Genomic DNA, 26,595 nt, shown 5'->3' on the forward strand with positions numbered 1-26,595 from the left:
CTACACCTCAATTTTCGTCAATTTCCTTATCATCAAGAATCCAACCGTGCAAGAAACGGCGCCGGCGGCAACCATAACGATGCCGATTGGATTAGTAAACAGTGCCCCAATGTATTGCGGCTGGATCAAATACAGAACGAAGCCTAAGATGACCGGCATTAAACCGATAATCAAACCGGACAACCGGCCTTGCGCCGTCAACGTCAAAATATTCCTTTGGATCCGGTTGCGGTCCCGAATCGTTTGAACGATTTTGTCTAGAACTTCTGCCAAATTGCCGCCGACTTGGCGTTGGATTAAGATCGCTTGAATCATTAGCTCCAAATCTTCACTCGGCATACGGTCTTTCAATTCCCCGAGCGCACTTTCCATTGAATTTCCATACTGAATTTCTTTCAATAACGTTTTTATCTCATCTTTCATCGGTGGATCCGCTTCTTCGATGACCGTCATGAGCGCTTGTGAAAAACTGAATCCGGCACGAAGCGACCCGATGATCGTCGTCAACATGTCGGGAAGCTGCTCATTAAAGGCTGTCAGCCGGTCCCGTTGTTTCTTTTTCAGCCACCATTTCGGCATCATCCAACCTGCGAATGCGCCAGTAATCAATAGAATCCAGTTTCCGGCCAATAAATAAAAAATTCCTCCTCCGAGCAGCACCGCCATCCAGCGAAACAACACATATTCTTCTGGTTTTAACGGAATCCCTGAACGAGACAGCATCTTTTCTAGTTTTGCATTGTGTCTTTTGTTGCCGATCTGTCCCTTCAACCGTTGTTTGAACAGTTGTATAGTAACGAGTTGACTAAACCGTTTGCGATCGAACCCTTTTTGATCTTGCAGTTCCAAATAATGCTGAATCCGTTTCGTCAAGCGTTTGTCGGAAGGGGCAAATAACCGGGATATCGCAAAAACCCACAAAAAGGATGTAAAAGAAACGAACAACAAAATCAACAGTTTCATTCAGACCAATCTCCTTCGGCAACAAAAACGCTTGTCGGGATTTTCATGCCTGATTGTTCCAACCGCTCGTAGAACAAAGGTCTTACCCCGGTCGGCATCATTTGCCCGATGATTTTGCCTTCGGCGTCAACGCCCTCCTGTTTAAAGACGAAAAGATCTTGCAGAACAATAACGTCCCCTTCCAACCCTTGCACTTCCGTAATTTTAGTAATTTTCCTCGTTCCGTCTTTTAAACGGGCCTGTTGAATAATCACATCAATGGCCCCGGCGATTTGTTCGCGAATCGCTTTGACAGGCAAATCAACACCCGCAAGTAAAACCATCGTTTCCAGACGAGCGACCATGTCGCGCGGACTGTTTGCATGTCCGGTCGTCAACGAACCGTCGTGACCGGTATTCATTGCTTGAAGCATGTCCAAAGCTTCTCCGCCGCGCACCTCGCCAATAACAATTCGGTCCGGACGCATGCGCAAGGAATTTCGTACGAGATCACGAATCGTTATGCTTCCTTTTCCTTCAATGTTCGGCGGCCGCGATTCCAATGACACGACGTGATCCTGACCGAGTTGAAGCTCGGCTGCATCCTCAATCGTGACGATGCGCTCATCGTTTGGAATGAAGGAGGACAATACATTCAGCGTGCTCGTCTTCCCTGAACCGGTTCCGCCGCTGACAAACAAGTTCAGACGCGATTTCACGCATGCTTCGATGAAAGTCGCCATTCCCCTCGTCATCGTTCCGAACCGAATCAAATCTTCGACTTGAAACGGATCTTTCGAAAATTTTCGGATCGTAACGGTCGGACCATTCAACGCCAGCGGCGGCACGATGGCATTGACACGTGATCCGTCGGGAAGGCGCGCATCGACCATCGGACTGCTTTCGTCGATTCTCCTTCCGAGCGGTGCAACAATTTTTTCAATAACATTTAACACGTGTTCGTTATCTCTGAAAAAAACGTTGGACAGTTCGATTCGTCCCTTTCGCTCGACGTAAACGCGGTTTGGACCGTTCACCATCACTTCAGATATTTCTGGATCCAACAAAAGTGGATTGATCGGTCCATATCCGGTCAAGTCGTTGATCAACTCTTCAACGACTTTCTTGTGGCTGACCACTCCGCGCAGCGACTCGTCTTCTTTAATCATTTCAATGGCGATGGCATCCAGTTTCGGAATGATCTGTTCGACTTCTTCCTCATTTAATTCGTCGAGCACTTTTTTATGCAAGCGATTCTTTAATTGTTGCTGCTTCTTTTGCAATTCGACGTTTACTTGAGGTTTCGGCCGCGGTTCACCATGCTTGCCTTCGCGCAAGCTGGAAATCAAGTCTTGCACTTGTGCACCCGGTTTTGGCACACTACCGTGATTCGGCTGCTCACTGCCGTTCCCCCGTTCCTCCCCCATCTTTTGCATGCGTTCCAAAAGACTCATCGTTTCTTCTCCTTCTTCGCATTTCGATTCGGCAACATTTTCGGAAATATCCGCTTGTTTTTTGACGGGACCGTCGTGATCACATGATTGGTAGTAAGCAGTTCCGCCATTTTGAAAACGGACTTGGCCACCTCAGTTTTTCCTTTGTTAACAACGAAAGGCACCCCGATATTCAACGACTGGGATACCGTTTTGAAATCATTCGGAAGATAAAATAGATCATTTTCGTCTTCCCCTAAAATAGCTGGTACGTCCGACGCCTTAATGACGCTTTCCATCGTCGATCGATTGACAACGACGCTCGTTTTCTCACGAAAACCTAACGTAGTTAACGTTTCCAACATCAATTTCGTGTTTTTCAATCCGGGCATGACCAAGTCCGTCGTCAACAGCACTTCGTCGGCTTGTTCAATGAGAAACAAATTGCTCTCCTGCAAACCGGAGGCAGTGTCGACGAGGACGTAATCATTTTTCTCACGCAGCCAACCGAGAACGGCCGTGATCACCTTCTCGGTGACAAGATCCGCATATTCGGGCTGATCCGGTGCGGTCAGCACTTTCACGCCGCTGTCGTGCTGGCTTAAATAGCTCGCGAAACTAACAAGTTCCATATGGTCAAAATTTTCGACGACATCTTTGATGGTAAACGGTGATTGAAGATCCAAAGCCAAGCCGACGTCGCCGAATTGGAAATCCCCGTCGAGAACGCCGACCTGCATGTTTTTTTTGCAAAGCGCCACCGCCAAATTGACGGTCAGAACGGTCTTTCCGATTCCTCCTTTTGCGCTGCATACGGCAATCATCTTTCCCCCTTGCCGTCTTTTAGCTGCCGCCATCGTTGTTCCCGCCCTCGTTCGGAAGCAGCCTGCTGTTCAAAATGAGTTGGAGTTTGCCTTGTTCCGCCGCACGAATGACTTTCAGCGCATCTTCCGGTTTCAGCTCGAGCGTTACCGCTTCATATTTTGTTCGACCATCTTTTGAATCCGGTTCGATCATCGTGCTCCCGACAGCCAAAACCCGTACATTGGAGACAAGGGTTTCAGTCTTTGTTTGTTTCTTTTGATTGACTTGCGTGGTAATGCTGACGACGACGTCAACTTTATCCTCCGGCTCAATTAAATTCGATACCGACCGAACGTAATCGACCCCGACCGAGACTGCGCGAAAACCGGGTGTGATTTTTCGGGAGACAAAGACGTTTTCATCCAGGTGACTGCGAACGTGGTTCGTTAACACTGGTTCGCCCGCCGCCATGTCGACAGTTGCGTAAAGTCCGGCAACCGCATCGAATTTCGGCGTCATAGACTCGAGTTCCCGGGTTTCAGGATATTGGACGATAGTCAGTTTCTCTTTCGTGATGCGTTCGTTCTTTTTGATCGCTTCTTTGGCGACGACAACATTGACCGTGTTCCCGTCGGAAGCTTGTCCAGTATCGAGGTGCTGCATATAACGATAAAATAAATAAGTTGTAAACCCGGCCATCACGATTGCCAGTACCAAAATCAACTTCGATTTCATGAGTTCAACACCTATTCCGTTAATCGAATCGCATAGGCACCGCGATTCGATCCTTGTGAATTGATATACCCCGTACCCGTTCTTCTAATGAAAATTCCGTGAATCGTCTTTCGTTGACTGTCCAATGGTTCCGTAATGTAAAAATAAGCAAAACCGGTGATTTTCACGGTTTTTAATTGATTTTGATCGACTTGGTAACGCTCATAGACCGGGATCAAAATCACCCGCGGACAGTCGCGGTCTTCATAATTGCCGTCCGGGCATGCGTCAATGAGCTCTTGCACCGCCTGTTTCGTTTTCCCGGCAATGTTTCCGGTTTCTGTTTCAACAATATCGCCGACTCGCAATTCCCCATCGAACCCATAGCGCAAATTGTCATAATACCGATCCGCCCCGCCGCCGCCCAATGACAACACGCCGAAATTCCCGGTATCCTCCAGCGTTTGATCGACTTTCAACTCATATACTTTGTTGTAGATCAAATCGACGGAATCGTCGATGCCGAGTGGTGCCGCTCCTGCGGCCCGTCCCATTGTGCCGATCTCTGCGGTCGCATTGGCCGACACTGTTCCCGTATCGATTCCGAATATGGACATGAAGGACAAAGGTACGGTCTTCTTCAATACGATGCTCACTTGGTCGTTCATGACGATATCCAAATGTTCCACATCATTTTCATTTCCGTGAGCAACCAAAATCCGTTCAACGACTTGTTGAACGTCGGATGGAGTGTCGGTCAGTTCCTGCGCCCCTGACAATACTGCGGCATCAGCCGCTTTTTGCAATGCAGCTCGTCTTTCGTACAGCATTCCCCCGTCCAGTGCCAAACCCGTGATCATTAACATTCCTACCAAAGCTAAGGAAAACAGAAGCAACGTACTTCCTTGTTGTTGTTGAAACAGCCGTTTAATGATTTTCATCTAGACCACCTCCCTATTCGACCCGGATTGTGGAATCGACCGAAATTACGAGGGGAGAAGGTATGATGGCAGAAATGAACGGCGTGATCAAATGAAAGGGATATCGCAAGGTCACCGTGACATAGTCGCCGGATTCGCGATCCGCTTCGGACGGCGAAATCGCAACGTTTAATGAGGAAGGATCTGAAAGCTCGACATCTTCCCTCGCAAAAGAAACGATTCGGTCGTCCCCTTCTCCCAAACCCGCCATTCGAACCGTATCTTGTGCGACCGACTGAAGGTTCAAATATGTGAACAACACTCTCCCCATATCAAAAATGCCGGAGAACAGCAAAAGCAGCAACGGCAAAATCAACGCCATTTCTACTAAAGACTGTCCTCGTTCGTTTCGGATCACTTCATCACCTCCCATTAAACATAAGACAAATGATCGTCCCTGCAGCAATTGCGATACCGTACGGATATGTAAGCGTAAGCGCATGTTTGTCGATGTTCAACGGCATCCTCAAACCGTGCAAATGCGAAAATAAAAACCACGTCATTGATTTTAACCGTTTCGCCGCGCCTTTCCTGAAGACGAGGATTCCAACAGCGACGGCTGCGCCGGCAAGTGCCATGTATATAGCGGAATGAAACACAAATACGGAGCCTTTTGCCGCTCCGACGAAAGCCAACAACTTAACATCACCCGCGCCCATCCCTCCAAACAAATACGGGACGATTAATATTCCGAATCCGACCAACAACCCGCCGAAAGCGGTTCCGAGCTCCGGAACCCCCCCGTTCATAAAATGTAGAAGAAAAGCCGCTAAAAACGCAGGATAAACGACGATGTTATAAATTTTTCGCGTTTTCAAATCCGTCACCGTACAAATAATCAAGACGATGATCAACATCGCGTCCAACATTACGGCAATGTTGCGCACAAATTCAACAATCATAATGAACCATCCCTCATGTTTCAAAAAAAGGGTCTTGCGCAAACGACAAGACCCCTTCCCTTTTCTTCTTATGTCGTCGTGCCTCCGTTAGCACCCGTGATGGCGGTAAGTACTTTCTCAAAAAGAATGACGATCTGTTCTCTCAAACTGACGAGAATCGTCACGACGCCAACCGCAATCACACCGAGGACAAGCCCGTATTCCGTCATCCCTTGTCCTTCTTCTTCCTTGAACAAATCAATGAATTTCTTTAACATGTGAATCGCTCCTTTTTTTAAATAAATTGGACCGTTTGACCGACTTTTGTTTCCGTTGCCGAGATCGTTCCCGGCGGAAGTTCCACTACGGCGAGAGTTTCCTTCGAACCTTTTGCCAGCTTGCCTGGCCGTAAATGTTCTGCAACCGCTCCAACGCGATTGTTCGAATCGAGATACAAAACATCAATGGAATAGTTCATAAAAAACGTGTGAATCGAACGGCATGGTTTAATGAGCAAGGCCTCTCCCGGCGGAAATTGCTTTGTAAACATGAGCCCTTTCAGTCTTTCAACAAACTTGCGAGCTTGGTTGACATTTTCCGCGATCGTTTCCCCATTATCGACGTTGAGCAGTTTCATCGCCTTCACCTCCTCGCATTTGATGACTTCGCAATTTATTTCCGAATCTTCCGACAAGAAAGAGATAAAAAAACCCCCCGCCAATTCCCGAAGGCGGGGGTGTATCACAGTCCCATCTTTCGGCAGCTGGCTGACATTGTGCGGTTGACCCCGCACTTTAGTCCCTGTAGCTTTGCGTCGCTGGCTTTCGCCAGTTTTGCCTTTATCGCGAATATTGTCGTATTTGCTGTGTCCTTACCATAATCGAGATGGAACATGTTTAAAACCCGACGAACAGCCTATTTTTTCCTGTCATTCTCACAAAAGAGGGACTAAAGTCGGATGCAGCCGGCTTTTTTGAATAGGCTGTTCGAATCATTTTGCGTGAAGAGCGAACAAAGCCCTCTCGAATACGTGATTCGAGAGGGCAACTGATCGTTTACGCATCCTTTTCCATTTGTCGAAGTTCAACGCGGCGAATTTTTCCGGAAGTTGTTTTTGGCAATTCGTTGACGAACGTGATTTGGCGGGGATATTTATACGGCGCCGTCATTTTTTTGACATGATCTTGCAGTTTCGCGACAATCTCGGGATCTTCGCTATCTTTGTTGTTCTTAAGTACCACGTAAGCTTTGACAATATGACCGCGTACTGGATCAGGACTTGCGACGACTGCACATTCTTTCACATCCGGATGCTTCACGAGCGCATCTTCCACTTCGAACGGTCCAATCGTATAGCCCGAACTAATAATGATGTCGTCACTCCTGCCTTCGAACCAGAAATAACCGTCCTTGTCTTTCTTTGCTTTGTCTCCGGTCAAATAATAATTCCCTCGAAATGCTCGGTTCGTCCGTTCGGGATCTTTATAATATTCTTTGAACAAGGCTGGGGTATCTTTATGTACCGCTATATCACCAACTTCACCGACATCCGCGGCATCCCCTTCCTCCGTAATGATCTCCACCCGGTTTCCCGGCGTCGGCTTTCCCATCGAACCCGGTTTGATTTTCATCCCTTCCCTGTTGCAAACGAGCAACGTATTTTCTGTTTGCCCGTAACCGTCCCGCACTTGGATACCGAAAACGTTCCGGAACGTGTCGATCACTTCCCGGTTCAACGGCTCGCCCGCCGAGACGGCACTCTTCAAATCCGTCAGCTTAAACCGTTGCAAATCGTCGACTTTCGCCATCAAACGATACTCCGTCGGCGTGCAGCAGAGCACTTGGATTCGATATTCATCTGCTAAAGCCAAATACGTCTCGGGGTCGAATTTCCCATAATAAACGAACCCGACTGCCCCGGAACCGAGTGTCGACAAAAACGGGCTCCATACCCATTTGGCCCAACCCGGTCCAGCCGTTGCCCAAACGCGGTCGCCTTCGGAAACGTTCATCCATTTTTCAGCAGCTGTACGCAAATGCGCATACGCCCAGCCGTGAGTATGGACAACTCCTTTCGGTTGTCCGGTCGTTCCGGAAGTATAGGAAAGGAACGCCATGTCATCGCGTGACGTATCCGCCGCTTCGAAGACGTGACTTTCTCCATCAGTCAATTCATTTACGGGAAGCCAGCCTTTATTCCTGCCGCCGACAACCACTTTCAACGAAAGTGAAGGTACCTGTCCGATTCGTTCGAACTCTTCAATCAATGGGGCGAATACGATCACCGCGCTTGCCGACGAGTGGTTAAGGCGATAGGACAAATCTTTCGCTCGCAACATTTCCGACGAAGGAATCACAACTAGACCTGCTTTCAAACAAGCCAAATAAGCTGTGTACGCCTCCGTGATTCGGGGCAGCATGATGAGCACGCGGTCGCCTTTTTTAAGTCCACGGTTTTTTAAGCCGTTCGCCATTTGATTTGCACGCTCAAAAAGTTTGGCGTAAGTGACCGTCTTCTCCTCGCCGCTTTCATTTTTCCAAATCAATGCTTGACGCGCGGGATCAGCCGCATGCTTTTCCATTTCCTCGGTCAAATTGTACGCTTCCGGTGCCAGCAAATTCGTTTCCAAGGGCCACTCCTCCTATGTTGGCGTTTCCTCCATTATAACAAATTCGCCAATTTTTTGAATCATCAAAATCGCAAAAAGGGTGATACCCACTGGTACCACCCAAGCCAATAATATCAAATTGTAAAAATGATTAACGTCCCAATTGTTGTTGAGCAGCGGTGACAAGACGTTTCGTGATTTCTCCTCCTACCGAACCGTTGGCGCGGGATGTTTGATCAGCACCCAGTTGTACGCCGAATTCTTGAGCGATTTCGGTTTTCATTTGGTCGATGGCTTGAGACGCGCCTTCGACGAGCAATTGGTTCGTGTTCCGGCTTCTTTCGTTTTGTGCCATGTCTTTCACCTCCTTACGAAGGTAGCATTTGAAGAAACCGGTTCGATCATGCAACTTGACGATGGTAAATGTTGAAAACTACGAACAAGACGTCTAACGTGCCATTCGCGGCCAGCGATCGTTAAAACAACTCGTGAAACTCTTCACTTGTTGCATCTTCTCGATCAAACGACAAGATCTCCGTTTGCGCAACCGCTTCTTCGATAAGCTTTTCCGTTTCCAAGTGGCGTTCGAAATGATTGGCTTTATCCCTTCGCGGTTTTGTTTTCGGAGCAGCCGGAACAAAAATTGTGCAGCAATCCTCGTAAGGACGAATGGAAATGTCATACGTGCCGATTTTCTTCGCAATTGCGGTAATTTCCGTTTTATCCATCGCCAACAAAGGGCGCAAAACCGGCATGTTCGTCACTTCATTGATGGTGTTCATGCTTTCGAGCGTCTGACTGGCGACTTGTCCTAAACTTTCTCCCGTCGCCACGGCTAACGCTCCATGTTGCTGTGCGATTCTTTCACTGATTCTTAGCATCAATCGGCGCATAATCGTCATCCGATAATTGTCCGGAACCGAGCGGTTGATCGTCTCTTGCGCGTTCGTAAACGGCACAACATGGAGGCGAATCGTTCCTCCGAATTTCGTGAGCTCACGGCACAAATCGACGACCTTTTGTTTTGCGCGTTCGCTCGTATACGGCGGGCTATGGAAATGCACGGCTTCGACGACAGCTCCTCTTTTCATCATCAAAAACGCGGCGACCGGGCTATCAATTCCACCCGAAAGCATGAGCATTCCTTTTCCTCCCGCTCCGACAGGAAGTCCTCCCGCTCCAGGAAAACGAATGCCGCTGATAAACGTGAATTTCTTTTTCACTTCCACTTTTAAATCTACATCGGGATGGTGGACGTCCACCTTTACGTCCGCATTCTTCAAAACATGGGCTCCAATTTCCCGGTTTAATTTATCGGAACGAATCGGAAAGCTTTTTTCGATGCGGCGGGCGGAAATTTTAAATGTTCGAACGTTGTCCAATTCGCGTATAGCCGCGAGTGCCCCCGTTTTCATCGCTTCCAAATCAGATTCGGTTTTCAGCGCAAGACTTAACGATTGGATGCCAAAAACTTCTTGAAGCTGTTCGATGATCGGCATATACGGCTGGCCGTTAAGCAGCACAAACATCTTGTCAAAAGAACGCTTTACCCGGATATCCGCGAAACCGGTCAATTTACGTTTTACGTTCGATTGCAGGCAATCGATAAATTGTTTACGATTTCGTCCTTTCAGCGAAAGTTCCCCAAATCGGATAATAATGTGATCAAAAGTCATCTCGTTCCCCCCACTTTGCGAAGCTTTGGAACAACCGCTTTAACGGCTTCGATTGTATCTTGTATTTCCGCTTCCGTGTTGTCGAAAGCGAGACTGATCCGAACCGCATGTTCCGCACGCTTCAAAGGAATTCCCGAAGCCAACAATACCGGACTTGCCCCGCTCTCATTAGAAGAACAGGCCGACCTCGTTGACACGTAAATGCCGTGTTCGCTTAATGCGTGAACAAGAACCTCCGGTTTGACGCCTTCGACAGAAAAGTTCAATATATGCGGAGCAGCATGTTCGTCAGGCGTATTCAAATCAATGCCCTCCAATTTCGATAAACGTTCCGCCAAATTGTTTTTCAACCGCCGAACATGGGACAGTTGGTTCATCGATGCTTCAGAACTCATCCGAAGCGCCTTCGCCATTGCGGCAACGGCGGGTAAGTTTTCCGTCCCGGAACGAAAGCCGGATTCTTGATTGCCGCCGGAAAGCAGTGCCTTCAGTTGGACGCCGTTGCGGACATAAAGAATGCCTACGCCGCGCGGGCCATGAAATTTATGGGCCGATAGGCTTGCCAAATCAATGCCGGACTTTTTGAAATCGAGCGGAACTTTCGTAATTCCTTGAACGTGGTCCACGTGAAAAACAATCTTTGGGTAACGAGCCAACAGTTTCCCCGCTTCTTCCACAGGCTGAATCGTTCCAAGCTCGTTGTTTACGTGTATCATCGATACGAAAATCGTGTCCGGCCGAATGGCTTTTTCCAAATCTTGCACGGATATCCGGCCGCCGTCCGTGGCAGGCAAATAAGTCACGTCAAACCCGAATCCTTTCAACTGCTCAAACGCCTGTTTCACCGCCGGATGTTCGACTTCCGTAGTGATCACGTGCTTGCCCCGAGACTCGTACTGGAAAGCTGTGCCTTTGACGGCCAAATTATCGCTTTCAGTTCCTCCGGATGTGAAAACGACCTCTTGTTCATTTACTTTCAGCCAATGCGCGCAAACTTTCCGCGCCTCGTTGAAGACTCGTTCCGCTTCACCGCCGAGGCGATGGAGGGACGATGGATTGCCGAAATACTTCTCCGCAACCTTGCTATACGTTTCAAGCACTTCTCGATAAGGTTTCGTCGTCGCGCTGTTGTCAAGATAAATCAATGGATCCTCGCTCCTTCACATCGTACTATCATAACACGTACGTTACCGTGATAAAAGCATCGCCAATTCAGTGAACATCCCGTCAATTTCGCCTTTTCCGCCGATCATCATGCAAAAAGATCCCGGTTGCCGGGATCTCATTAAGCTTCCTTATTCAACGAAACATCGAATTCCTTTAAGATGTGGGGCTCGACGGTTTCGATCGCTTTCGCCGCAAATTCCAACGCTTCTTCATAACTGTAATTGCGAAAAGCATTTTCCGCAGCGTTCAATCCTTCTTTGACGGACGGGTATTTGCTTCGATACCGATTTCCGTATTGGATGAGCCGCTCGGCCAAGTCGGCATCTTCGACAAGTTTCTTCGTCGCTTCGCAACTTTGTGCGACCTCCTCGAGCGCTTCCTCCAACACACGATTGACGACATTCATTTCCAACGGTTTTTTGTTCAGCTTTTCATCCACTTCGGCCATCTTTTCTTCGGCAAGCTCAAAATGGGTCAATTGATATGAAGGCAAGCCGGGAAGGTTGCTCTTCTGAACGAGACGCTTCGCTTCCAGCAAGCTTCTCTTCATTTCCAGCAGCTTCTTCTTCGCTTTCAGCTCATCTTCCCTTAAAGCATCAAGCATTTCCCGATACAGCTTTCTTTTTTCTTCCAATTGGTCAAGCCGTTCTTTCATCGTTTCAAGCTTTTCTTGAACAATGCTGAAGGCTAGCTTCTGCTCCTTCAACGCATCTTCCGTTTCCGCAAATCGTTTCCGCAATTGCTTCGTTTCCGACTCAAGTTCATCTTGAATTTGCAAATCTTCCTGTTCAATCCGGTAACTTAACTGGACGAGCTCCGTTTCACTCTTCAATTCGCCGACGTTCGCTTCCGTTTGCGCCAATTGATCTTGAACCGATTTTCGTTCAACCGGCACGAGTTTTCGCGAGGCGACTTCCTTCTCAAGCTCGTCGTAAATCCTTTCAAGACGCTTGCCGAGTGCCTCGATTTCCTCAGGCATCGTATCGACATTCGCTTGTTCCAAATCGGAAAGCAATTTGTCGACAAGTCCTTCAATCGCTTTAAGTTCACGGTCGATTTTTAAATGGCCGAGAATGAACCCTTGCTCTTCCATATCATGAAACCCTTCGCGCAGCTCTTTGATTTGTTCAGGAATGTTCGTCTGCAACTCTGTGAACCATTGCGGAATATGTTCCACTTTCCGTTGCAAACCATCGATCTGGGATTGGATTTCGAGCAAAATCGATCTCGCTTCGAGGTAATTGCCTTCTTCCGTTTCATGTTCGTAATTCTCAAAATAACGCGAAATATCGGCCAATTCAGCTTCAATGGGCACAATCGCTTTCTGAAAATGCCTTCTGCCTGTCAACATTTTCTTCTTCAGTTCATGATAGGCTGCCTTCAACGCTACGATGTCTTCGCGGTTTTGTTGTTCACTCGAAATGAGGACACGTAAATCTTCAAGAAGCTCTTCAATTCTCTTCTCTGACCGTTCCAGTCGTTCCTGAATGCCGTTCAAAATCGCTTTCGCTTTACCAAAACGAAATCGATCCGCCGCTTCTTCAGCCTCGAATAATCGCTCTTCCACTTCCGGCAAATCAACGGTGACGATATCGTCCCATTCATTTCTCCACCGTTCGAATTTCGCTTCCGTCTGACCGGTCATTTTCAAACGTTTCACTTTCGAAATTTCTTCGGTCACCGGCCGGTTCATGATCTCGATTTTCCTCGACTCGAGCCGGTCGATTTGCCGGTATACGTTGCGTCTGCTTAAACTGCCGAAAATAATAATTCCGATAAGAATTCCAATCAATGCGAGAATATAATAAACCAAAGGAAGCCTAACCCCCATTCCCCTTACACTTTCCCGGATGCCGGGAAGGCTCGTTCCATGCACAATTCCAGTTTCTATGATACCATGTATTCAACGTTTTGCGTGAATTTTTCCGAAAAAAATTGGTTTTTAGCGAAAAACGGCAAAAGACGAGGTTCGTTGTGAAACAGAATCTCGTCAAGCTTGAGCCTTTTTCAATTGGGGAGGATTCGGGTGGCAGACCGCGGTGTCAACCCACATTCTTAAGTAATGGGCGTACCTTTTTTTAAAATAAGCTTCCTGCGGCATTAAATGATAAACTTCACGTATATATTGAGGGTGCAAATACGGCATGAGCAACAGTTCTCTCAGTTGCAGTACAAGCAAATCGACCGGGCGGCGGCGAAATTCTTTTTGTTTGAATCCGGCGGAAAATACTTGCTCGTAACAATACTTTTCCTTCATTAAGTAAGTCGTCATTACTTCACGAACCAAGGTGGAGTCGAACGTCACCTCCCGGTGAACGCAACGGGCAAGATCGAGATGATCTTGCTGGTAATCGAGGGCAAAGCGAATCATCTCAAGCAGCACATCCTTTGCGGAACGTTCGTGAAGCTGTTCCAAACAAGCCGCGATGCCTTCGGTGTAACCTTCGTAAAAAGAAGTCATCAAATGTTCCAGCAAAGATTTTTTGCCGCCGAAATAATAGGAAATTAAAGCAACATTTACTCCGGCATGGGAAGCGATGTCCCGAACGGAAGTCCGATCGAACCCTTTTCCATTGAACAGAAGAACCGCCGAGTCGATCACCAGTTGTTTTTTGTTCGGTTTCATTGGTACCACCTCGCAAAGTGTTCTTCCTGTATGGTTTCGCGGCGAGCCGCAAGTGTCCTTTAAAAAAAGCTCGACAGATCGCCCGTGGATTCCGCAAGTTTAGTCAAAAGCCGGCGCAAGATTTAGCATTTAAAGGGGGATGACGATGTTTCACGTCGAATCTTACAATGATACGCGAAAAAATAATTACCGTTTGGTGTGCAAGCAGTTGAAGGCTTTAATTGAAGGAGAACCGAACTTGTTCGCCAATTTGGCGAACGCTTCCGCCCTGTTGAATCAATTTCTCGATGACGTCAACTGGGTTGGATTTTATTTACCGGACGGAGAAGTCGAACTCGTGCTCGGGCCGTTCCAAGGGTTGCCCGCCTGCGTAAGAATTCCATTCGGCAAAGGCGTATGCGGAACAGCGGCAAGCGAAAGGAAAATCATTCGGGTGAAAGACGTTAATGAATTTGCCGGACATATCGCTTGCGATTCAGCCTCGCGTTCGGAAATCGTCGTTCCGCTGATCAAAAACGACGAGGTGATCGGGTTGCTCGATATTGACAGTCCGTCAACCGACCGATTTGATGAAGAAGACGAAGACGGCCTGCGCCGGTTTGTTGAAGTATTGGTGGATCATCTATAATGATTGCGACAGTGAAAGCTCCCGACAACCCTCGGGAGCTTTTTTTCATCATCCGGACACGAATTGATTTTTTCCGGCCGCTTTTGCCGCATATAAAGCACGATCTGCACGTGAAAATAAGGCTTGAATCGTTGTTTGCCCTTGTAGGTCCGCCGCCCAGGATGCCATTCCGCACGAAGTCGTCACCTGCGGGTTCGTGTTCCGGCGAATGTTTTCAAGCAGCCTTTCGGCTACACTTTCGCCATGTCCCGAGTCAAGGTCAGGCAAATAAAGCGCCAATTCCTCCCCGCCCCACCGCGCTACGACATCGACGTCACGCGTATTGTTTCGTAAAATGTCGGCTACTTGGACTAAGAGATCATCACCGGTTTGATGGCCGAATGTGTCGTTGATCTCCTTGAAATTGTCGATGTCCAGCAACAAGAAACAGCCGAGCCTGTCCGCTTTCAAATGGTTTTCCAGTCGTTCGTTAAAATGAACGCGCGTGCACAACCTTGTCAAATGATCAGTAATTACCATCTTTCGAAGTTTTTCATGAAGAATGGAATTGCTGAAAGCGAGCGTGGAATGATGGATAAGTGATTCCAACAATTTGTGCTGGTCGAACGTAAATTGGTTAGGTTCTCCGTGCAAAACGACTGCGATGCCTTCCATGATTCCTTTATGGACCATCGGAACTCCCATGAAAGATCGGTAAGCGGTTTGGTTCGTCCAGCTTTCGTTTCTTAAGTCGCCGATGAATATTGCATCGCCGGCCTCCGCGATCTTTTTGAGGCAGGCGTCAAGAAACGGACGATTCGCTTTACGGAAGAAAAATTCCGTACTGCCTTCCAACGGTGCATTTCGTTTCCCGTAAGTGATGAAACCCACTTGTTCCGCATGAAACGAACGAATAATCTCCGATGTTATGTAGCGGATCGAATCCGTCAAACGGTGATTGGCATTCAGCTGATGCGATGTTTCGTTGATTAATTTCAAATCGGCGATGTATTGCTGCGATTGTTGATGCAGCTTTGCATTTTCCAATGCACTGCCCCCGATGGCGGCGAATCTCCTGATCCACTCGAAATCGGCGTCTGAAATCGTTTCGTTTCCGGCGTTCATCCGGTTCATTTCAATACTCATTACGCCGTAACTCCCTTGTCGGCCGAGGAGCGGAACATGGATAAAAGGGCAACAGCGATCATCCGTTTCCAACTGAATTTCACCGGATATGAAAGCCTCTGAACAACTATTGTCTTTATCAGTATGGTCAAATTCGAAATGTTCGACGGGCAAGCCTTCGAGATCACCGCTGTCATGGGACAAATAAAATTTGCACCGGCAAGCACTGTCGAGAAAAGCCGTGGCTCTGATCATCTCGCGAAGCACGACGTCCACTTCCGATGATGCGTGCACCGCTTTCAACATGTCGATGAGGTAGTCGTGACGCAGTTGTTCCTTCCCATTGGCGTCCGATAGTCTCATCATGCCGCGAAATTCTACCAGCCTTTCACGGATTTTCTTTTCGTCGCCGTTCGCTTTCGCATACACGGCACCGACAAAACCATTTTCAACGATTTCATCAAGAGACAACTGCATATAACACGTTTCTTCATCGGCTTCGACATCCATGTATTGGTCAATGCTGCGATAACGAGCAAGATCTTGCTGCAAACTTCCGCTGGAGGAAAGAATCGCTCCGTCTGCGCCAAGCAAAACAAAAATCGCCTGATCGCAAGCACCGAAACGATCGACGATCGAATTGAACAATTCAATCACATGTTCCATGTATCGAGGTCATCCCCTGTCATTGAAAACGATTATCTTATTCCATTATATCGAAACAAATGACCCCTGTCCTCTCGTTTTCGGAAAAATGATTCACTTTCTCCGAATATCTTTCGGAAACGGGAGAATTGCCGTGCTATCCTTGACTTCCCACCGAATTCCGATTATACTTGTCGTTGTGTAAAATGTGACAGCTTATGTGGACACCGTATGAACCCTCCCATTTTGTTTCTCGATCATCGCGGCTGTTTTTGAGAAGGATCGAGGTGCATTGCGTAACCCCCGCTGTCGGGGCGAAGGTGCGTGAAGACAAAATGGCATGCGGCGGACCGCGAATTCGCTGTTATTTTATGCAAATTAAAATAACACGAAGGAGGAGTCTTCAATGGCTCGCTATACTGGACCAGCATGGAAGAAATCCCGCCGTCTCGGCATCTCGCTCAGCGGTACCGGCAAAGAATTGGACAGACGTCCGTATCCTCCCGGAGAACACGGACAAAACCAACGGAGAAAGAAGTCCGAGCACGGCTTGCAGCTGCAAGAAAAGCAAAAGCTCCGCTACATGTACGGATTGACGGAACGCCAATTCCGTAACTTGTTCAACAGAGCCGGCAAGATGCGCGGGGTGCACGGCGAAAACTTCATGGTTTTGCTCGAATCCCGTCTCGACAACCTCGTCTACCGGATGGGGCTGGCAAGAACGCGCCGGCAGGCTCGCCAGCTCGTCACGCACGGCCACATTACCGTTGACGGGCAAAGAGTCGACATCCCGTCTTACAGCGTCAATCCCGGACAAGTGATCGGGTTGCGCGAAAAGTCGAATAACCTGGACATCGTAAAAGACGCGATCGAAACGAACAACTTCGTACCTGAGTATGTAACGTTTGACGCCGACAAGAAAGAAGGCACATACACTCGCCTTCCGGAACGTTCCGAACTGCCGGCTGAGATCAACGAAACGCTCATCGTCGAATGGTATTCGAAACGCTAAGAACACTACCGAAACACTTGGACGAAAGGTCCAAGTGTTTTCTGTATATTTGAAGTGAGAGGTTTGAGGTTGAAAAGAGACAAGCGCCTCTTTTGTACCTCTATTTGCAAACATCCAACAGGGAGGGAAACCGAAGTGGCAGAAACAGAAATGATTTTGTTTGACGTGGACGGCGTCATCTTAAGTGAAGAAAGATATTTTGACGCATCGGCATTGACCGTATGGGAACTCATCTCGAGTCCGAATTATTTAGGGCTCGCCCCCGAAACGTATACGCCGGCGCCGGATGAAGCGGTCATTCGCCGCATTCGCAAGCAAGTGTTCGACAACGACCGTGTCCTTCACCTTGTGAAAACACGCGGCATCAACGCAAACTGGGATATGGTGTATCTCACGTTTTCCGTACAGCTTCTATCCTTTTTAGGCACGTTGGCGGAAACGGATGAGCAAGCGGTTCGCACGTATCTCGGAGGGCAAGTCGACCGGGAAACGCTCCAACAAATCGGACGGCAACTCGCACAGTTGAACATTCGGCCAAATTATGAGAAGTTCGTCGCGGCGTTTGAAGCAACCGAGGTCAAAAAACAACAACTGCTTACCCATCTGAATGTCATCGCCGAACAAGAGACAGGCGTGCCGACGAACATCTTTTCGCGAAACAGTGCGCTTTGGGACGTTTGCCAACGCGCGTTTCAAGAATGGTATTTAGGAAACGACAAATTGGAACAACCCGCCGTCGATCCCGGCAAACGCGGATTTTTAACAGACGAGATTCCGATCGTCGCACCGGAAAAGCTGAAATTCGTCTTCCAATCATTAAAAGACAAAGGCATTACGCTCGGCCTCGGTACGGGACGCCCGGAAGTCGAGACGATCGAACCGCTGAAAGCGCTCGGCATTCTATCTTTTTTTGAAACGAACCGAATCGTCACCGCAAAAGATGTTCTAGTCGCCGAGAGACGTTTCCCCGAACAGGCGCCGCTGTCAAAACCGCAGCCGTTCACATTCGTCTACGGTTCCATCGGCAAAGATCGCGACCATCACGAAGTCATACATACGCCGCTTCCTTTAAAGAATGCGGACAAGCTTTTGATCGTCGGCGATTCACCAGCTGATCTTTACGCAGCAAGAAGCGCCGGCGCCCGTGTGGCCATCGTTTTAACCGGTCTTGAAGGCCAGAACGCGCGTGAACATTTTGAACAGCTCGGCGCCGATTACATTTTAAATGATGTGACCGAAGTGGCAGAGATCGTTTAAAGAAAACAAACGATTAACGTCGATAAGAAATCGCCCTCTTCATAGAAGAGGGCGATTTCTTTCATCGTCAAAGTTCCAGTTCCCTTACGCTGTAAATATCGTCCAAACCGCTCAGTTCCTCGAAAGCGGCTTTCTCGATTTTCTTGTCGACCGTCAACGCCATCATCGCCTGTCCGCCGACATCTTCACGTCCGACCTGCATCGTCGCGATGTTCACTTCATGTCGTCCGAGAATCGAACCGACTCGCCCGATCATGCCGGGACGGTCGGAATGACGGATGAGCAGCAGTCGGTCCAGCGGGGAAATGTCAATCGTGTATTGATCGATTTTCACGATACGCGGCCCATATCCGTTCAAAATCGTGCCCGCGACGCGATAGTGTCCTTGCTTCGTTTGCAGCGTTACGTCAATGAGGCTCGCAAACCCGCGATGTTTCGCCGACTGTTTCACAGAATAAGAGAGATCATTTTCTTTTGCCAGATGAGGAGCGTTGACGAAATTCGCTTTGTCGCCGAGATAGAACGATAAAATGCCTTTCAACATCATCCTCGTCAACGGTTCTGTATCAATGTCAGTAAGCTCCCCTGCATAAGCAATTTCGACGTCCCCGGGTGCCCCTTTGGCAAGCTGGACGACGATTTCGCCAAGTTTTTCCGCCAGCACAAAATACGGTTCCAATTTGCGAAGCACTTCACCGGACACCGGCGGCAAGTTGACCGCGTTTTTATACGGCTGCCCGCGCAAAATCCGCAAAACTTCGGTGCTTACGTCCACCGCAACATTATGCTGCGCCTCCTGTGTCGAAGCCCCAAGATGCGGGGTGACGACCACTTCGGGCAATTGGATCAACGGATGATCCGTCGGCGGCTCTATTTCAAAAACATCGATTGCTGCGCCTGCAACTTTTTTCTCGCGAACGGCGTTGTACAGTGCGTCTTCGTCAATGATTCCTCCCCGTGCGCAATTGATAATCCGCACGCCGGGTTTCATTTGATCAAATTGATCTTTTCCAATGAGGTGGCGCGTTTTTTTCGTCAACGGCGTATGAACGGTCAGAAAATCCGATTGCCGGACGACTTCCTCAAGCGTCAACCGTTTGACGCCCAATTTTCCCGCCTTCTCTTCTGTCAAAAATGGATCGAAAGCGACCACTTTCATTTGAAAAGCTTTCGCCCGCTTCGCGACCTCGGCCCCGATTCGGCCCATTCCGACAATGCCGAGTGTCTTCCCGTTCAGCTCCACGCCTTTGAACGCTTTACGGTTCCATTCCCCCGACGTCAGCGATCGATACGCTTGCGGAATTCGCCTCGCAACAGCCATCATCATCGCAAACGTATGCTCCGCCGCCGAAATCGTGTTGCCGTCGGGGGCATTCACGACAATAACCCCTTTCGCTGTCGCGGCGTCCAAATCAATATTGTCGACACCGACACCTGCCCTTCCGATCACTTTCAATTTCGCAGCATTCCGCAACACTTCCTCAGATACTCGCGTCTGGCTGCGCACGAGCAACGCATCGTAATCACCGATGATGCCAGCCAATTGTTCGCTGTTCAACCCGGTCGTTTCGTCGACGCGCACATCTTCTGCATCCAGCAAGCTTTGAATTCCTTCCTTGCTTAACGGATCACTCACCAAAACTTTAAACATGGTTCATCTCCTCCACCTTTTCCTCTCTTTTTGAAGCCGCGGTTTCTTCCCGCGCCTCGCTTCCGGGCACCTGATTTCCGTTGTCGTGTCTGCCGTGGGCCCCTTGATTTTTTTTATAAAATAAATACAAAAAACACCCGCCCACTACAGCAGTAGTGAGGGGCGTCTATAAGACGCGGTACCACCCTCATTCGCCGCGCGCATCGCACGGCCTCGACAGGTCTTACACCTAACCGGTAACGGGATAGCCGAATTCACCTACTCATTTCGGTGAACCAGTTCGGAAGGGCTCGGCGATCCGCTGAAAACCACCGACTCTCAGCAAACGTCGGTTCTCTGGAAGGTTTCCACTCGGAGCCGTTCTTCGTCGCAACTGTTCGAAATATTTAAACGTATTGTATCAAGCCCGTATCGCCTTGTAAAGCCGGGAATCGCATGTAAGCGCCGCCATTTTCAAAAAAAATTTGTTTTGCGTAAACCGGCCTGTTTTGCCGTCTTGCTGTTCGATTTCGAAAACTTTGTTTCTCGCAAACTGCGTGAACTCGCACGATTCCCTCTTCAAATGCTATAATAGATTCGTCTTTGTTGAATTTTGAGGTTTTGGAGGTTTATGAATATGTCATTTGAGCCGTCGGACATCGGCCAATATATGCGGAAAGCGGCCAACGGAGTTCGGTCGGTCATCCGTGTGCTGCGCGAAAAAAAGGTGTTTTCCGGATTCCGGATCACGTTCAAAGTCATTTGGAACTTAGTTTTAATTGCAATCGTTCTCGGACTGCTGGGAGGCATGTTCGCCTTCGGCGCCGGCGCCGGTTACTTTGCGTCGCTCGTAAAGGATCAACCGATCATGAGTTACGACGAAATGAAGAAAAACATTTACAACTACACGGAAACAAGCGAAGTTTATTTTGCCGACAACGTTTATTTAGGCAAACTGGAATCCAATTTGGAACGCGAAAAAGTGGACCTCGCCCACATTTCCGACTACGTCAAGGAAGCATTGATCGCCACCGAAGACAAATACTTTTACAAACATGAAGGTATCGTGCCGAAGGCGGTCGTTCGTGCGATTTACCAAGAATTGACGAATGCGCCTATCATTACGGGCGGAAGCACATTGACCCAACAACTCGTTAAAAATCAAATCTTGACGCCTGAAGTTTCGTTTAAGCGGAAAGCGAAAGAAATGCTCTTCGCGATGCGCATCGAGAACTTTTTTTCGAAAAATGAAATTTTGCAAGCTTACTTAAACGTCGTTCCTTTCGGCAGGAACGCTTCCGGGGACAACATCGCCGGAATTCAAGCCGCCGCCCAAGGCGTTTTCGGCGTTGACGCAGACGAATTGAACATTCCTCAAGCCGCTTTTTTGGCAGGGCTCCCGAAAAATCCGTTCACGTACACCCCGTTTGAAAACGCAGGCGGGGTCAAGGACGACATTTCCGACGGCGTGGACCGCATGCATACGGTGTTGAGCCGGATGTTAAGCGTTGGTTTCATTACGAAAGAGCAATACAAGAAAGCGATGCAGTACGACATCAAAAAACACTTAGCAAAGCCGAAACCGTCACCGCACGACAAATATCCGTACTTAACAACCGAAGTCAGAAAGCGCGCAAAAATTATCATCGCCAAACAAATCGCTGAGGAACAAGGATTGGACGGAGACAAACTCGAGCATTACACAACGGTCTACGACAACATCCTGTATGAAAAAAATCATTCATGCGGCGGAAGCACTTGTCTCCCCGGCGGTTCCATGGAAGAATCGGCGAAATATAAAGGGTTCGAACTGGGCGAATTGAAAAAGGCAGCCGAGCAATTCGAACAGTTCAAGAAAATTGCCGACCAACGCATCGACCAAAACGGTTATAAAATTTACACGACGATTGACAAAAAAGTATACGATGCCATGCAAAAAGCCGCCCATGAATTTGACAACTACGAACATTCGAAAACGATCACTGTGAAAAATTCGGAAACGGGCGAGAAAGAGAAAAGAGTTTACATGCAGCAAGTGGCCGGCATGTTAATTAAAAACGACACAGGCGCAATCATCAGCTTCGTCGGCGGCCGCGACTTTGATCATTTAAAATTCAATCTCGCAACCCAAGCTTACCGGCCGAACGGTTCGACGATGAAGCCGCTGCTTGATTACGCCCCGGGAATGGAAGCTGGCATCGTACAGCCCGGATCCATCCTTGCCGATTTACCGACGACACTAAACGGTTATACGCCGCACAATTACGCGGATTACGGTTACGGCAATTACCACGGGCTCGTAAGCGCGAGGAAAGCCTTAAAGTATTCTTATAACATCCCGGCCATCAAAACGTATTACAAGCTGCGCCGGAAAGTATCTGATCCGACAAAATATTTAAGGGAAATGGGCTTTACTTCCTTGCTCGGAGGCGATCGCGACAACCTTTCTATGGCCATCGGTACGTTGACGAAAGGAGTTACGGTCGAAGAAAACACAAACGCCTACGTTACGTTTGGAAACGGAGGGAAATTCGTCGACGCTTTCATGATCGAGAAGATCGAGTCCTCCGACGGGCAAGTGATCTATGAACATGAAGTCGAACCGAAGAAAATCTTTTCGCCGCAAACAAACTATTTAATGCTCGACATGATGCGAAGTGTCATGGACAGCGGAACGGGAACGAATGCACGCAGGTATCTCGATTTCCGCGCCGACTGGGCAGGCAAAAGCGGAACATCCGACAGTATCAAAGACTCGTGGTTTATCGGCACGAATCCAAACGTTACGCTCGGTGTGTGGATCGGCTACGTAAACAATGCGGAATTGATACCGGAATCGCACAGCAGGCGAAATCAGCAGCTTTGGGCCGCTTTCGCCAATGCTGCACATGACGTTAGGCCGAAGCTGATGGATCCCGACGAAAGATTCAAAATGCCCGGCGGAATCGTGCGCCGTACGGTATGCAAACTTACGGGATTGCTGCCGTCAAAACTTTGCAGCGATGCGGGATTGACGATCAGCGACCTTTTCAATCAAAAATACGCGCCTTCGCGCTCTGAGGACGTCCTGGACAAAAATGCTTATGTCGTCATTGACGAAAAGAAATATTTAGCCCATGAACGGACACCGGAGGCATTCACCGAAGAAGGCATCATCGTAAGCAAAGATTTCATCGAAGATCATTTTCTCGACGTCAAAGTCGAAGACTTTTTCAAATATTTGCCGGAAGAATGGAAAGACGTATTGACGGCCGAAACGTTAAAAGAAAACGGGAAAGTCCCGGCCCCGGTTTCCGGTGTTCGCGTGTCAGGCGGAAATGTCGTGTGGAACGAACAACCGGAAAACGACATTGTCGGCTATCGCGTTTATGCAGCACCGAAAGGTTCGAACTCGTTTAGTCCGATCGGATCGGTGAAAGTCGACGCGGCGTTGCATTATCCGATCCAGACCGGCGGCGCCTATCACTATTACGTCACGGCCGTTGACATTGACGGTCGTGAATCCGGACGATCGGCGATCGTCAAATCGGGGGATTGGACGCCTCCGAAACCGGAGCCAAAACCGAAACCGGATGATGGAACACAAGACGGAAATACAGACGGAACCACAGGCGGAACGGACAGCACGACCGACGAAAACGACGGACAAAGCAATGACACACAAAACGGCGATACGAGCACGAATCAAAACTCGACGACCGAAAATCCAGCGCAATAGCAAAAAGATCGAACGGGTATCCCGTTCGATCTTTTGTTATAGCCGGTTTCTCCACACGGCGAAAGGGTGCCAGGAGGCACCCTTTTACGCTTTCGTAGATTGGCGGTATTCGATTCGGTGCGGCAAGACGACCGCATGATCCTCCACTTCTTCTTCGCTCATGTATTTGGTCAGCAACCTCATCGCGACCGCTCCAATGTCGTACATTGGTTGAACGACTGTAGTCAGCGTGGGTCGCACCATCAAAGCCAGTCTCGTATTGTTAAAGCTGACGACTTCAATGTCGTCGGGCACTGTGTACCCGGCGTCCTGGGCTGCATGAATGACGCCGATCGCCATTTCATCCGAACCGACGAAGATGGCCGTCGGCAAATTCCCGGTTTCGATGAATTTACGCATGGCTTCCATGCCGGAATCGTATGAATCGTCTCCGACGGCGACCAGGTCGTCTTTCAATGCCAGCCCGGCTTCACGAAGTGCCTTGCGATAGCCTTCAAACTTATAATGACCATTAATTGGGTCCGTCAATGAGCCGGAGACCAACCCGACTTTGCGATGTCCTTTTTCAAGCAAGTAATGGACCGCGTCGAAAGTTGCCTGCTTGTAATCGATGTTGACGGATGGCGTTTCTCCCTGCTCGTCCACCGTTGCGGCGAGAACGACAGGTACGGGAGCATTTTTGAATTCGTTCACATGTTCCTCGCTGATTCTTCCTCCCATGAAAACAATGCCGTCCACTTGCTTTTCGAGAAGGGTATTAAATAGATGCAGTTCTTTGTCTTTGTTTTGGTCTGAGTCGCACAAAATGATGTTGTATTTATACATCGTCGCAATATCTTCAATCCCTCTGGCAAGCTCCGAAAAGAAGATGTTGGAGATGTCGGGAATGATGACTCCTACGGTCGTCGTCTTTTTGCTTGCCAGACCCCGCGCTACAGCGTTTGGACGATAACCGAGCCTTTCAATGGCGTCGAGCACTTTTTTCCGGGTGGATGGTTTCACGTTTGGATTTCCGTTCACGACACGCGACACCGTCGCCATCGATACCCCCGCTTCGCTTGCTACATCGTAAATCGTCGCATTCAATGTCCCAGCCTCCTAGCCTTCACCGTTCCTGTTTCCATTAATTATCCTTTACTATAATGAATTATGAAAAATTTTTCAACATCCCATGTTCAAATTGTAACATGGTTTTCACCGGTCGAGAAAATAAAAAGAATCCATTCTGTCAAGCAAATGGATTCCTTTTCAGTCATCACCGTTTTCGTATCGTAAAATTTTCCCGCAAGATCAGCCAATTTTGCGGGAACGGAAAATCAAGTACCCAATAACTCGCCCCGCGAAATTGATAATCTTTGACGAGTTGATATTTTGCGGCCGCCGTCCTCGCATCTTCGTACCATACTTCGTGCATCCGTCCGTTTTCGTCGCGATAACGAAAATGAGGAGCGTGCGAGATCGGGTCAAACGCGATATTGACGTTATATCGAGCTGCGCGGTTGACCGCTTGTTGTTCGCTTACAGAGGTCGCTCGAGTCTCTCCGGCGACGAATGGCAGCGGCCAATCACGCCCGTAAGTCGAAAATCCCATGAGTATTTTATCACGAGGAATCGCCGTTACGGCATAATCCAGCACCCTTCTCATTTCGGGAATCGGCGAGATTGCGCGCGGAGGGCCGCCGGCCCATCCCCATTCATACGTCATGAGCACGACAAAGTCCGCCAAACGCCCATGAGTCGGATAATCGTGAGCCGCGTATAGAAGCCCTGTCATGGCGGCACTCACTTTCGGTGCTAACGCCGTCGACACGAAATAATTTGCCGCGTGCAGACGTGAGACGACCCTTTGCAAAAAGGCATTGTAATTATCGCGGTCGTCGGGATACACGTATTCAAAATCGATGTTCAAACCGGCATAGCCCTTCGTTCTCATTGTCGACAAGACATTGGAAATGACCCGGTCCTGGACGGCCGTGCTTGTCAAAATGGCATGGGCGACATCGGAACTGAAACCGCTGTCCCTAGTATTGGTGATGACCATCATCGGCGTCACGTTTTGGGCGCGCGCCGCTTCCAATACCGCCGTATCATTCAATGGCACGAGCGTACCGTCCGTCCTGACCCGGTAGCTGAACGGACTTAAATAGGTCAAATCACGACCGTGCCTTCCGATAATTTCCGGTCCGCGCCCTAAGGCGGTCAAATACCCGTTCGTTTCGATCCTCCTTCTCGAACCTTCCGGCATGACGAGCGTTTGACCCGGATAAAGAAGATTCGGATCTTGAATGCGGTTGACTTGCTGAATCGCCCTGACACTCGTGCCGTTCAGTTGCGCAATTCTCCAAAGCGTGTCGCCCGGTCTCACTGTATATGGATAACTTGAGATCGGGATGAACAAGCGTTGCCCAGGAAAGATTTGCGCCGCGTTTTGGATGTTGTTGGCGCGGATGATGGACGGCAGGCTGACGGCATGGCGATTGGCGATTTCCCATAACGTGTCTCCTGCTTTGACAATGTAAAAGCGCGTCGTTGTCGGAACGACAAGCGCTTGCCCGACGACGAGCCTGTTCGGATCGGGAATGTCGTTGGCGCGAACGATGCTTTCGACGCTGATTCCGTATCGGCGTGCCAATGCCCAAAGCGTTTCTCCCCTGCGTATGACTTCAATGATCAAAAAATAACCTCCCGGCGCAAAATGGCTGTTAATCCATTGTATGCACCAGAAGATTCGAAACAACCAAAAAAAAGAAAGCCGAAATCAATCGGCTC

The 26,595-nt window shown here is 48.8% G+C and carries 23 protein-coding genes and 1 riboswitch; of the genes, 4 read left to right on the forward strand and 19 right to left on the reverse strand.

The annotated features are described in order from the left end of the window. From VFK44_00430 to refZ, 15 genes are all read right to left on the reverse strand, one after another. A complete protein-coding gene (locus tag VFK44_00430; GenBank protein HET7626837.1) occupies nt 1-963 on the reverse strand; it encodes a type II secretion system F family protein in 963 nt (320 codons plus the stop codon). Next, entirely contained in the window at nt 960-2,396 is a 1,437-nt protein-coding gene (locus VFK44_00435) for a CpaF family protein (protein ID HET7626838.1), read from the reverse strand. Before VFK44_00435 ends, VFK44_00430 begins: the two co-directional genes overlap by 4 nt. Next, entirely contained in the window at nt 2,393-3,232 is an 840-nt protein-coding gene (locus tag VFK44_00440; protein ID HET7626839.1) for a P-loop NTPase, read from the reverse strand. The genes VFK44_00435 and VFK44_00440 overlap by 4 nt, the downstream gene beginning before the upstream one ends. Next, complete coding sequence (cpaB, locus tag VFK44_00445) at nt 3,219-3,914, reverse strand: Flp pilus assembly protein CpaB (protein HET7626840.1); 696 nt, start codon at nt 3,912-3,914, stop codon at nt 3,219-3,221. Before cpaB ends, VFK44_00440 begins: the two co-directional genes overlap by 14 nt. An 11-nt stretch (nt 3,915-3,925) precedes the next feature. Then, on the reverse strand, nt 3,926-4,834 hold the full coding sequence (locus VFK44_00450) for a pilus assembly protein TadG-related protein (GenBank protein HET7626841.1): 909 nt from the start codon (nt 4,832-4,834) through the stop codon (nt 3,926-3,928). A 13-nt stretch (nt 4,835-4,847) separates the two neighbouring features. Then, entirely contained in the window at nt 4,848-5,231 is a 384-nt protein-coding gene (locus VFK44_00455) for a TadE family protein (GenBank protein HET7626842.1), read from the reverse strand. 4 nt (nt 5,232-5,235) lie between these two features. Continuing rightward, entirely contained in the window at nt 5,236-5,775 is a 540-nt protein-coding gene (locus VFK44_00460; protein HET7626843.1) for a prepilin peptidase, read from the reverse strand. Nucleotides 5,776-5,843: 68 nt separating this feature from the next. Next, on the reverse strand, nt 5,844-6,032 hold the full coding sequence (locus VFK44_00465; GenBank protein ID HET7626844.1) for a Flp family type IVb pilin: 189 nt from the start codon (nt 6,030-6,032) through the stop codon (nt 5,844-5,846). Nucleotides 6,033-6,049: 17 nt separating this feature from the next. After that, on the reverse strand, nt 6,050-6,391 hold the full coding sequence (locus tag VFK44_00470) for a DUF192 domain-containing protein (protein HET7626845.1): 342 nt from the start codon (nt 6,389-6,391) through the stop codon (nt 6,050-6,052). Nucleotides 6,392-6,509: 118 nt separating this feature from the next. Further along, nucleotides 6,510-6,602: riboswitch (cyclic di-GMP riboswitch) on the reverse strand. A gap of 207 nt (nt 6,603-6,809) precedes the next feature. Beyond that, the gene (locus tag VFK44_00475) at nt 6,810-8,336 is read right to left on the reverse strand and encodes an acyl--CoA ligase (protein HET7626846.1); all 1,527 of its coding nucleotides are present in this window, start codon (nt 8,334-8,336) and stop codon (nt 6,810-6,812) included. 178 nt (nt 8,337-8,514) lie between these two features. Next, the gene (locus VFK44_00480; GenBank protein HET7626847.1) at nt 8,515-8,718 is read right to left on the reverse strand and encodes an alpha/beta-type small acid-soluble spore protein; all 204 of its coding nucleotides are present in this window, start codon (nt 8,716-8,718) and stop codon (nt 8,515-8,517) included. 121 nt (nt 8,719-8,839) lie between these two features. Beyond that, entirely contained in the window at nt 8,840-10,039 is a 1,200-nt protein-coding gene (gene thiI / locus VFK44_00485; protein HET7626848.1) for a tRNA uracil 4-sulfurtransferase ThiI, read from the reverse strand. After that, a complete protein-coding gene (locus tag VFK44_00490; protein HET7626849.1) occupies nt 10,036-11,184 on the reverse strand; it encodes a cysteine desulfurase family protein in 1,149 nt (382 codons plus the stop codon). The genes thiI and VFK44_00490 overlap by 4 nt, the downstream gene beginning before the upstream one ends. A gap of 140 nt (nt 11,185-11,324) precedes the next feature. Next, nucleotides 11,325-13,019 (reverse strand): septation ring formation regulator EzrA, encoded by a 1,695-nt coding sequence (gene ezrA, locus VFK44_00495; GenBank protein HET7626850.1) that lies wholly within the window; start codon nt 13,017-13,019, stop codon nt 11,325-11,327. Nucleotides 13,020-13,196: 177 nt separating this feature from the next. After that, nucleotides 13,197-13,832 (reverse strand): forespore capture DNA-binding protein RefZ, encoded by a 636-nt coding sequence (gene refZ / locus VFK44_00500; protein ID HET7626851.1) that lies wholly within the window; start codon nt 13,830-13,832, stop codon nt 13,197-13,199. A 145-nt stretch (nt 13,833-13,977) separates the two neighbouring features. Here refZ and VFK44_00505 point away from each other — a divergent pair, with 145 nt between their 5' ends. Beyond that, the gene (locus VFK44_00505; GenBank protein HET7626852.1) at nt 13,978-14,460 is read left to right on the forward strand and encodes a GAF domain-containing protein; all 483 of its coding nucleotides are present in this window, start codon (nt 13,978-13,980) and stop codon (nt 14,458-14,460) included. 48 nt (nt 14,461-14,508) lie between these two features. Here the strand turns inward: VFK44_00505 and VFK44_00510 are convergent, their stop codons facing one another. Then, nucleotides 14,509-16,230 (reverse strand): sensor domain-containing diguanylate cyclase, encoded by a 1,722-nt coding sequence (locus VFK44_00510; GenBank protein HET7626853.1) that lies wholly within the window; start codon nt 16,228-16,230, stop codon nt 14,509-14,511. Between the two features lie 385 nt (nt 16,231-16,615). On the opposite strand from VFK44_00510, the gene rpsD reads away from it, so the two are divergent. Then, nucleotides 16,616-17,221 (forward strand): 30S ribosomal protein S4, encoded by a 606-nt coding sequence (rpsD, locus tag VFK44_00515; protein ID HET7626854.1) that lies wholly within the window; start codon nt 16,616-16,618, stop codon nt 17,219-17,221. A 135-nt stretch (nt 17,222-17,356) separates the two neighbouring features. Further along, nucleotides 17,357-18,478, forward strand: coding sequence for an HAD hydrolase-like protein (locus VFK44_00520; protein ID HET7626855.1), 1,122 nt, complete (start codon nt 17,357-17,359; stop codon nt 18,476-18,478). A gap of 67 nt (nt 18,479-18,545) precedes the next feature. Here VFK44_00520 and serA read toward each other — a convergent pair whose 3' ends face one another. After that, nucleotides 18,546-20,129, reverse strand: coding sequence for a phosphoglycerate dehydrogenase (gene serA / locus VFK44_00525; GenBank protein HET7626856.1), 1,584 nt, complete (start codon nt 20,127-20,129; stop codon nt 18,546-18,548). A 616-nt stretch (nt 20,130-20,745) separates the two neighbouring features. On the opposite strand from serA, the gene VFK44_00530 reads away from it, so the two are divergent. After that, entirely contained in the window at nt 20,746-23,826 is a 3,081-nt protein-coding gene (locus VFK44_00530) for a transglycosylase domain-containing protein (GenBank protein HET7626857.1), read from the forward strand. 84 nt (nt 23,827-23,910) lie between these two features. Here the strand turns inward: VFK44_00530 and ccpA are convergent, their stop codons facing one another. Beyond that, complete coding sequence (gene ccpA, locus VFK44_00535; protein HET7626858.1) at nt 23,911-24,912, reverse strand: catabolite control protein A; 1,002 nt, start codon at nt 24,910-24,912, stop codon at nt 23,911-23,913. A gap of 169 nt (nt 24,913-25,081) precedes the next feature. Next, the gene (locus VFK44_00540; GenBank protein ID HET7626859.1) at nt 25,082-26,500 is read right to left on the reverse strand and encodes a LysM peptidoglycan-binding domain-containing protein; all 1,419 of its coding nucleotides are present in this window, start codon (nt 26,498-26,500) and stop codon (nt 25,082-25,084) included. Nucleotides 26,501-26,595 lie beyond the last annotated feature (95 nt).

This window comes from Bacillales bacterium (assembly GCA_035700025.1).
Lineage (GTDB): Bacteria > Bacillota > Bacilli > Bacillales > DASSOY01 > DASSOY01.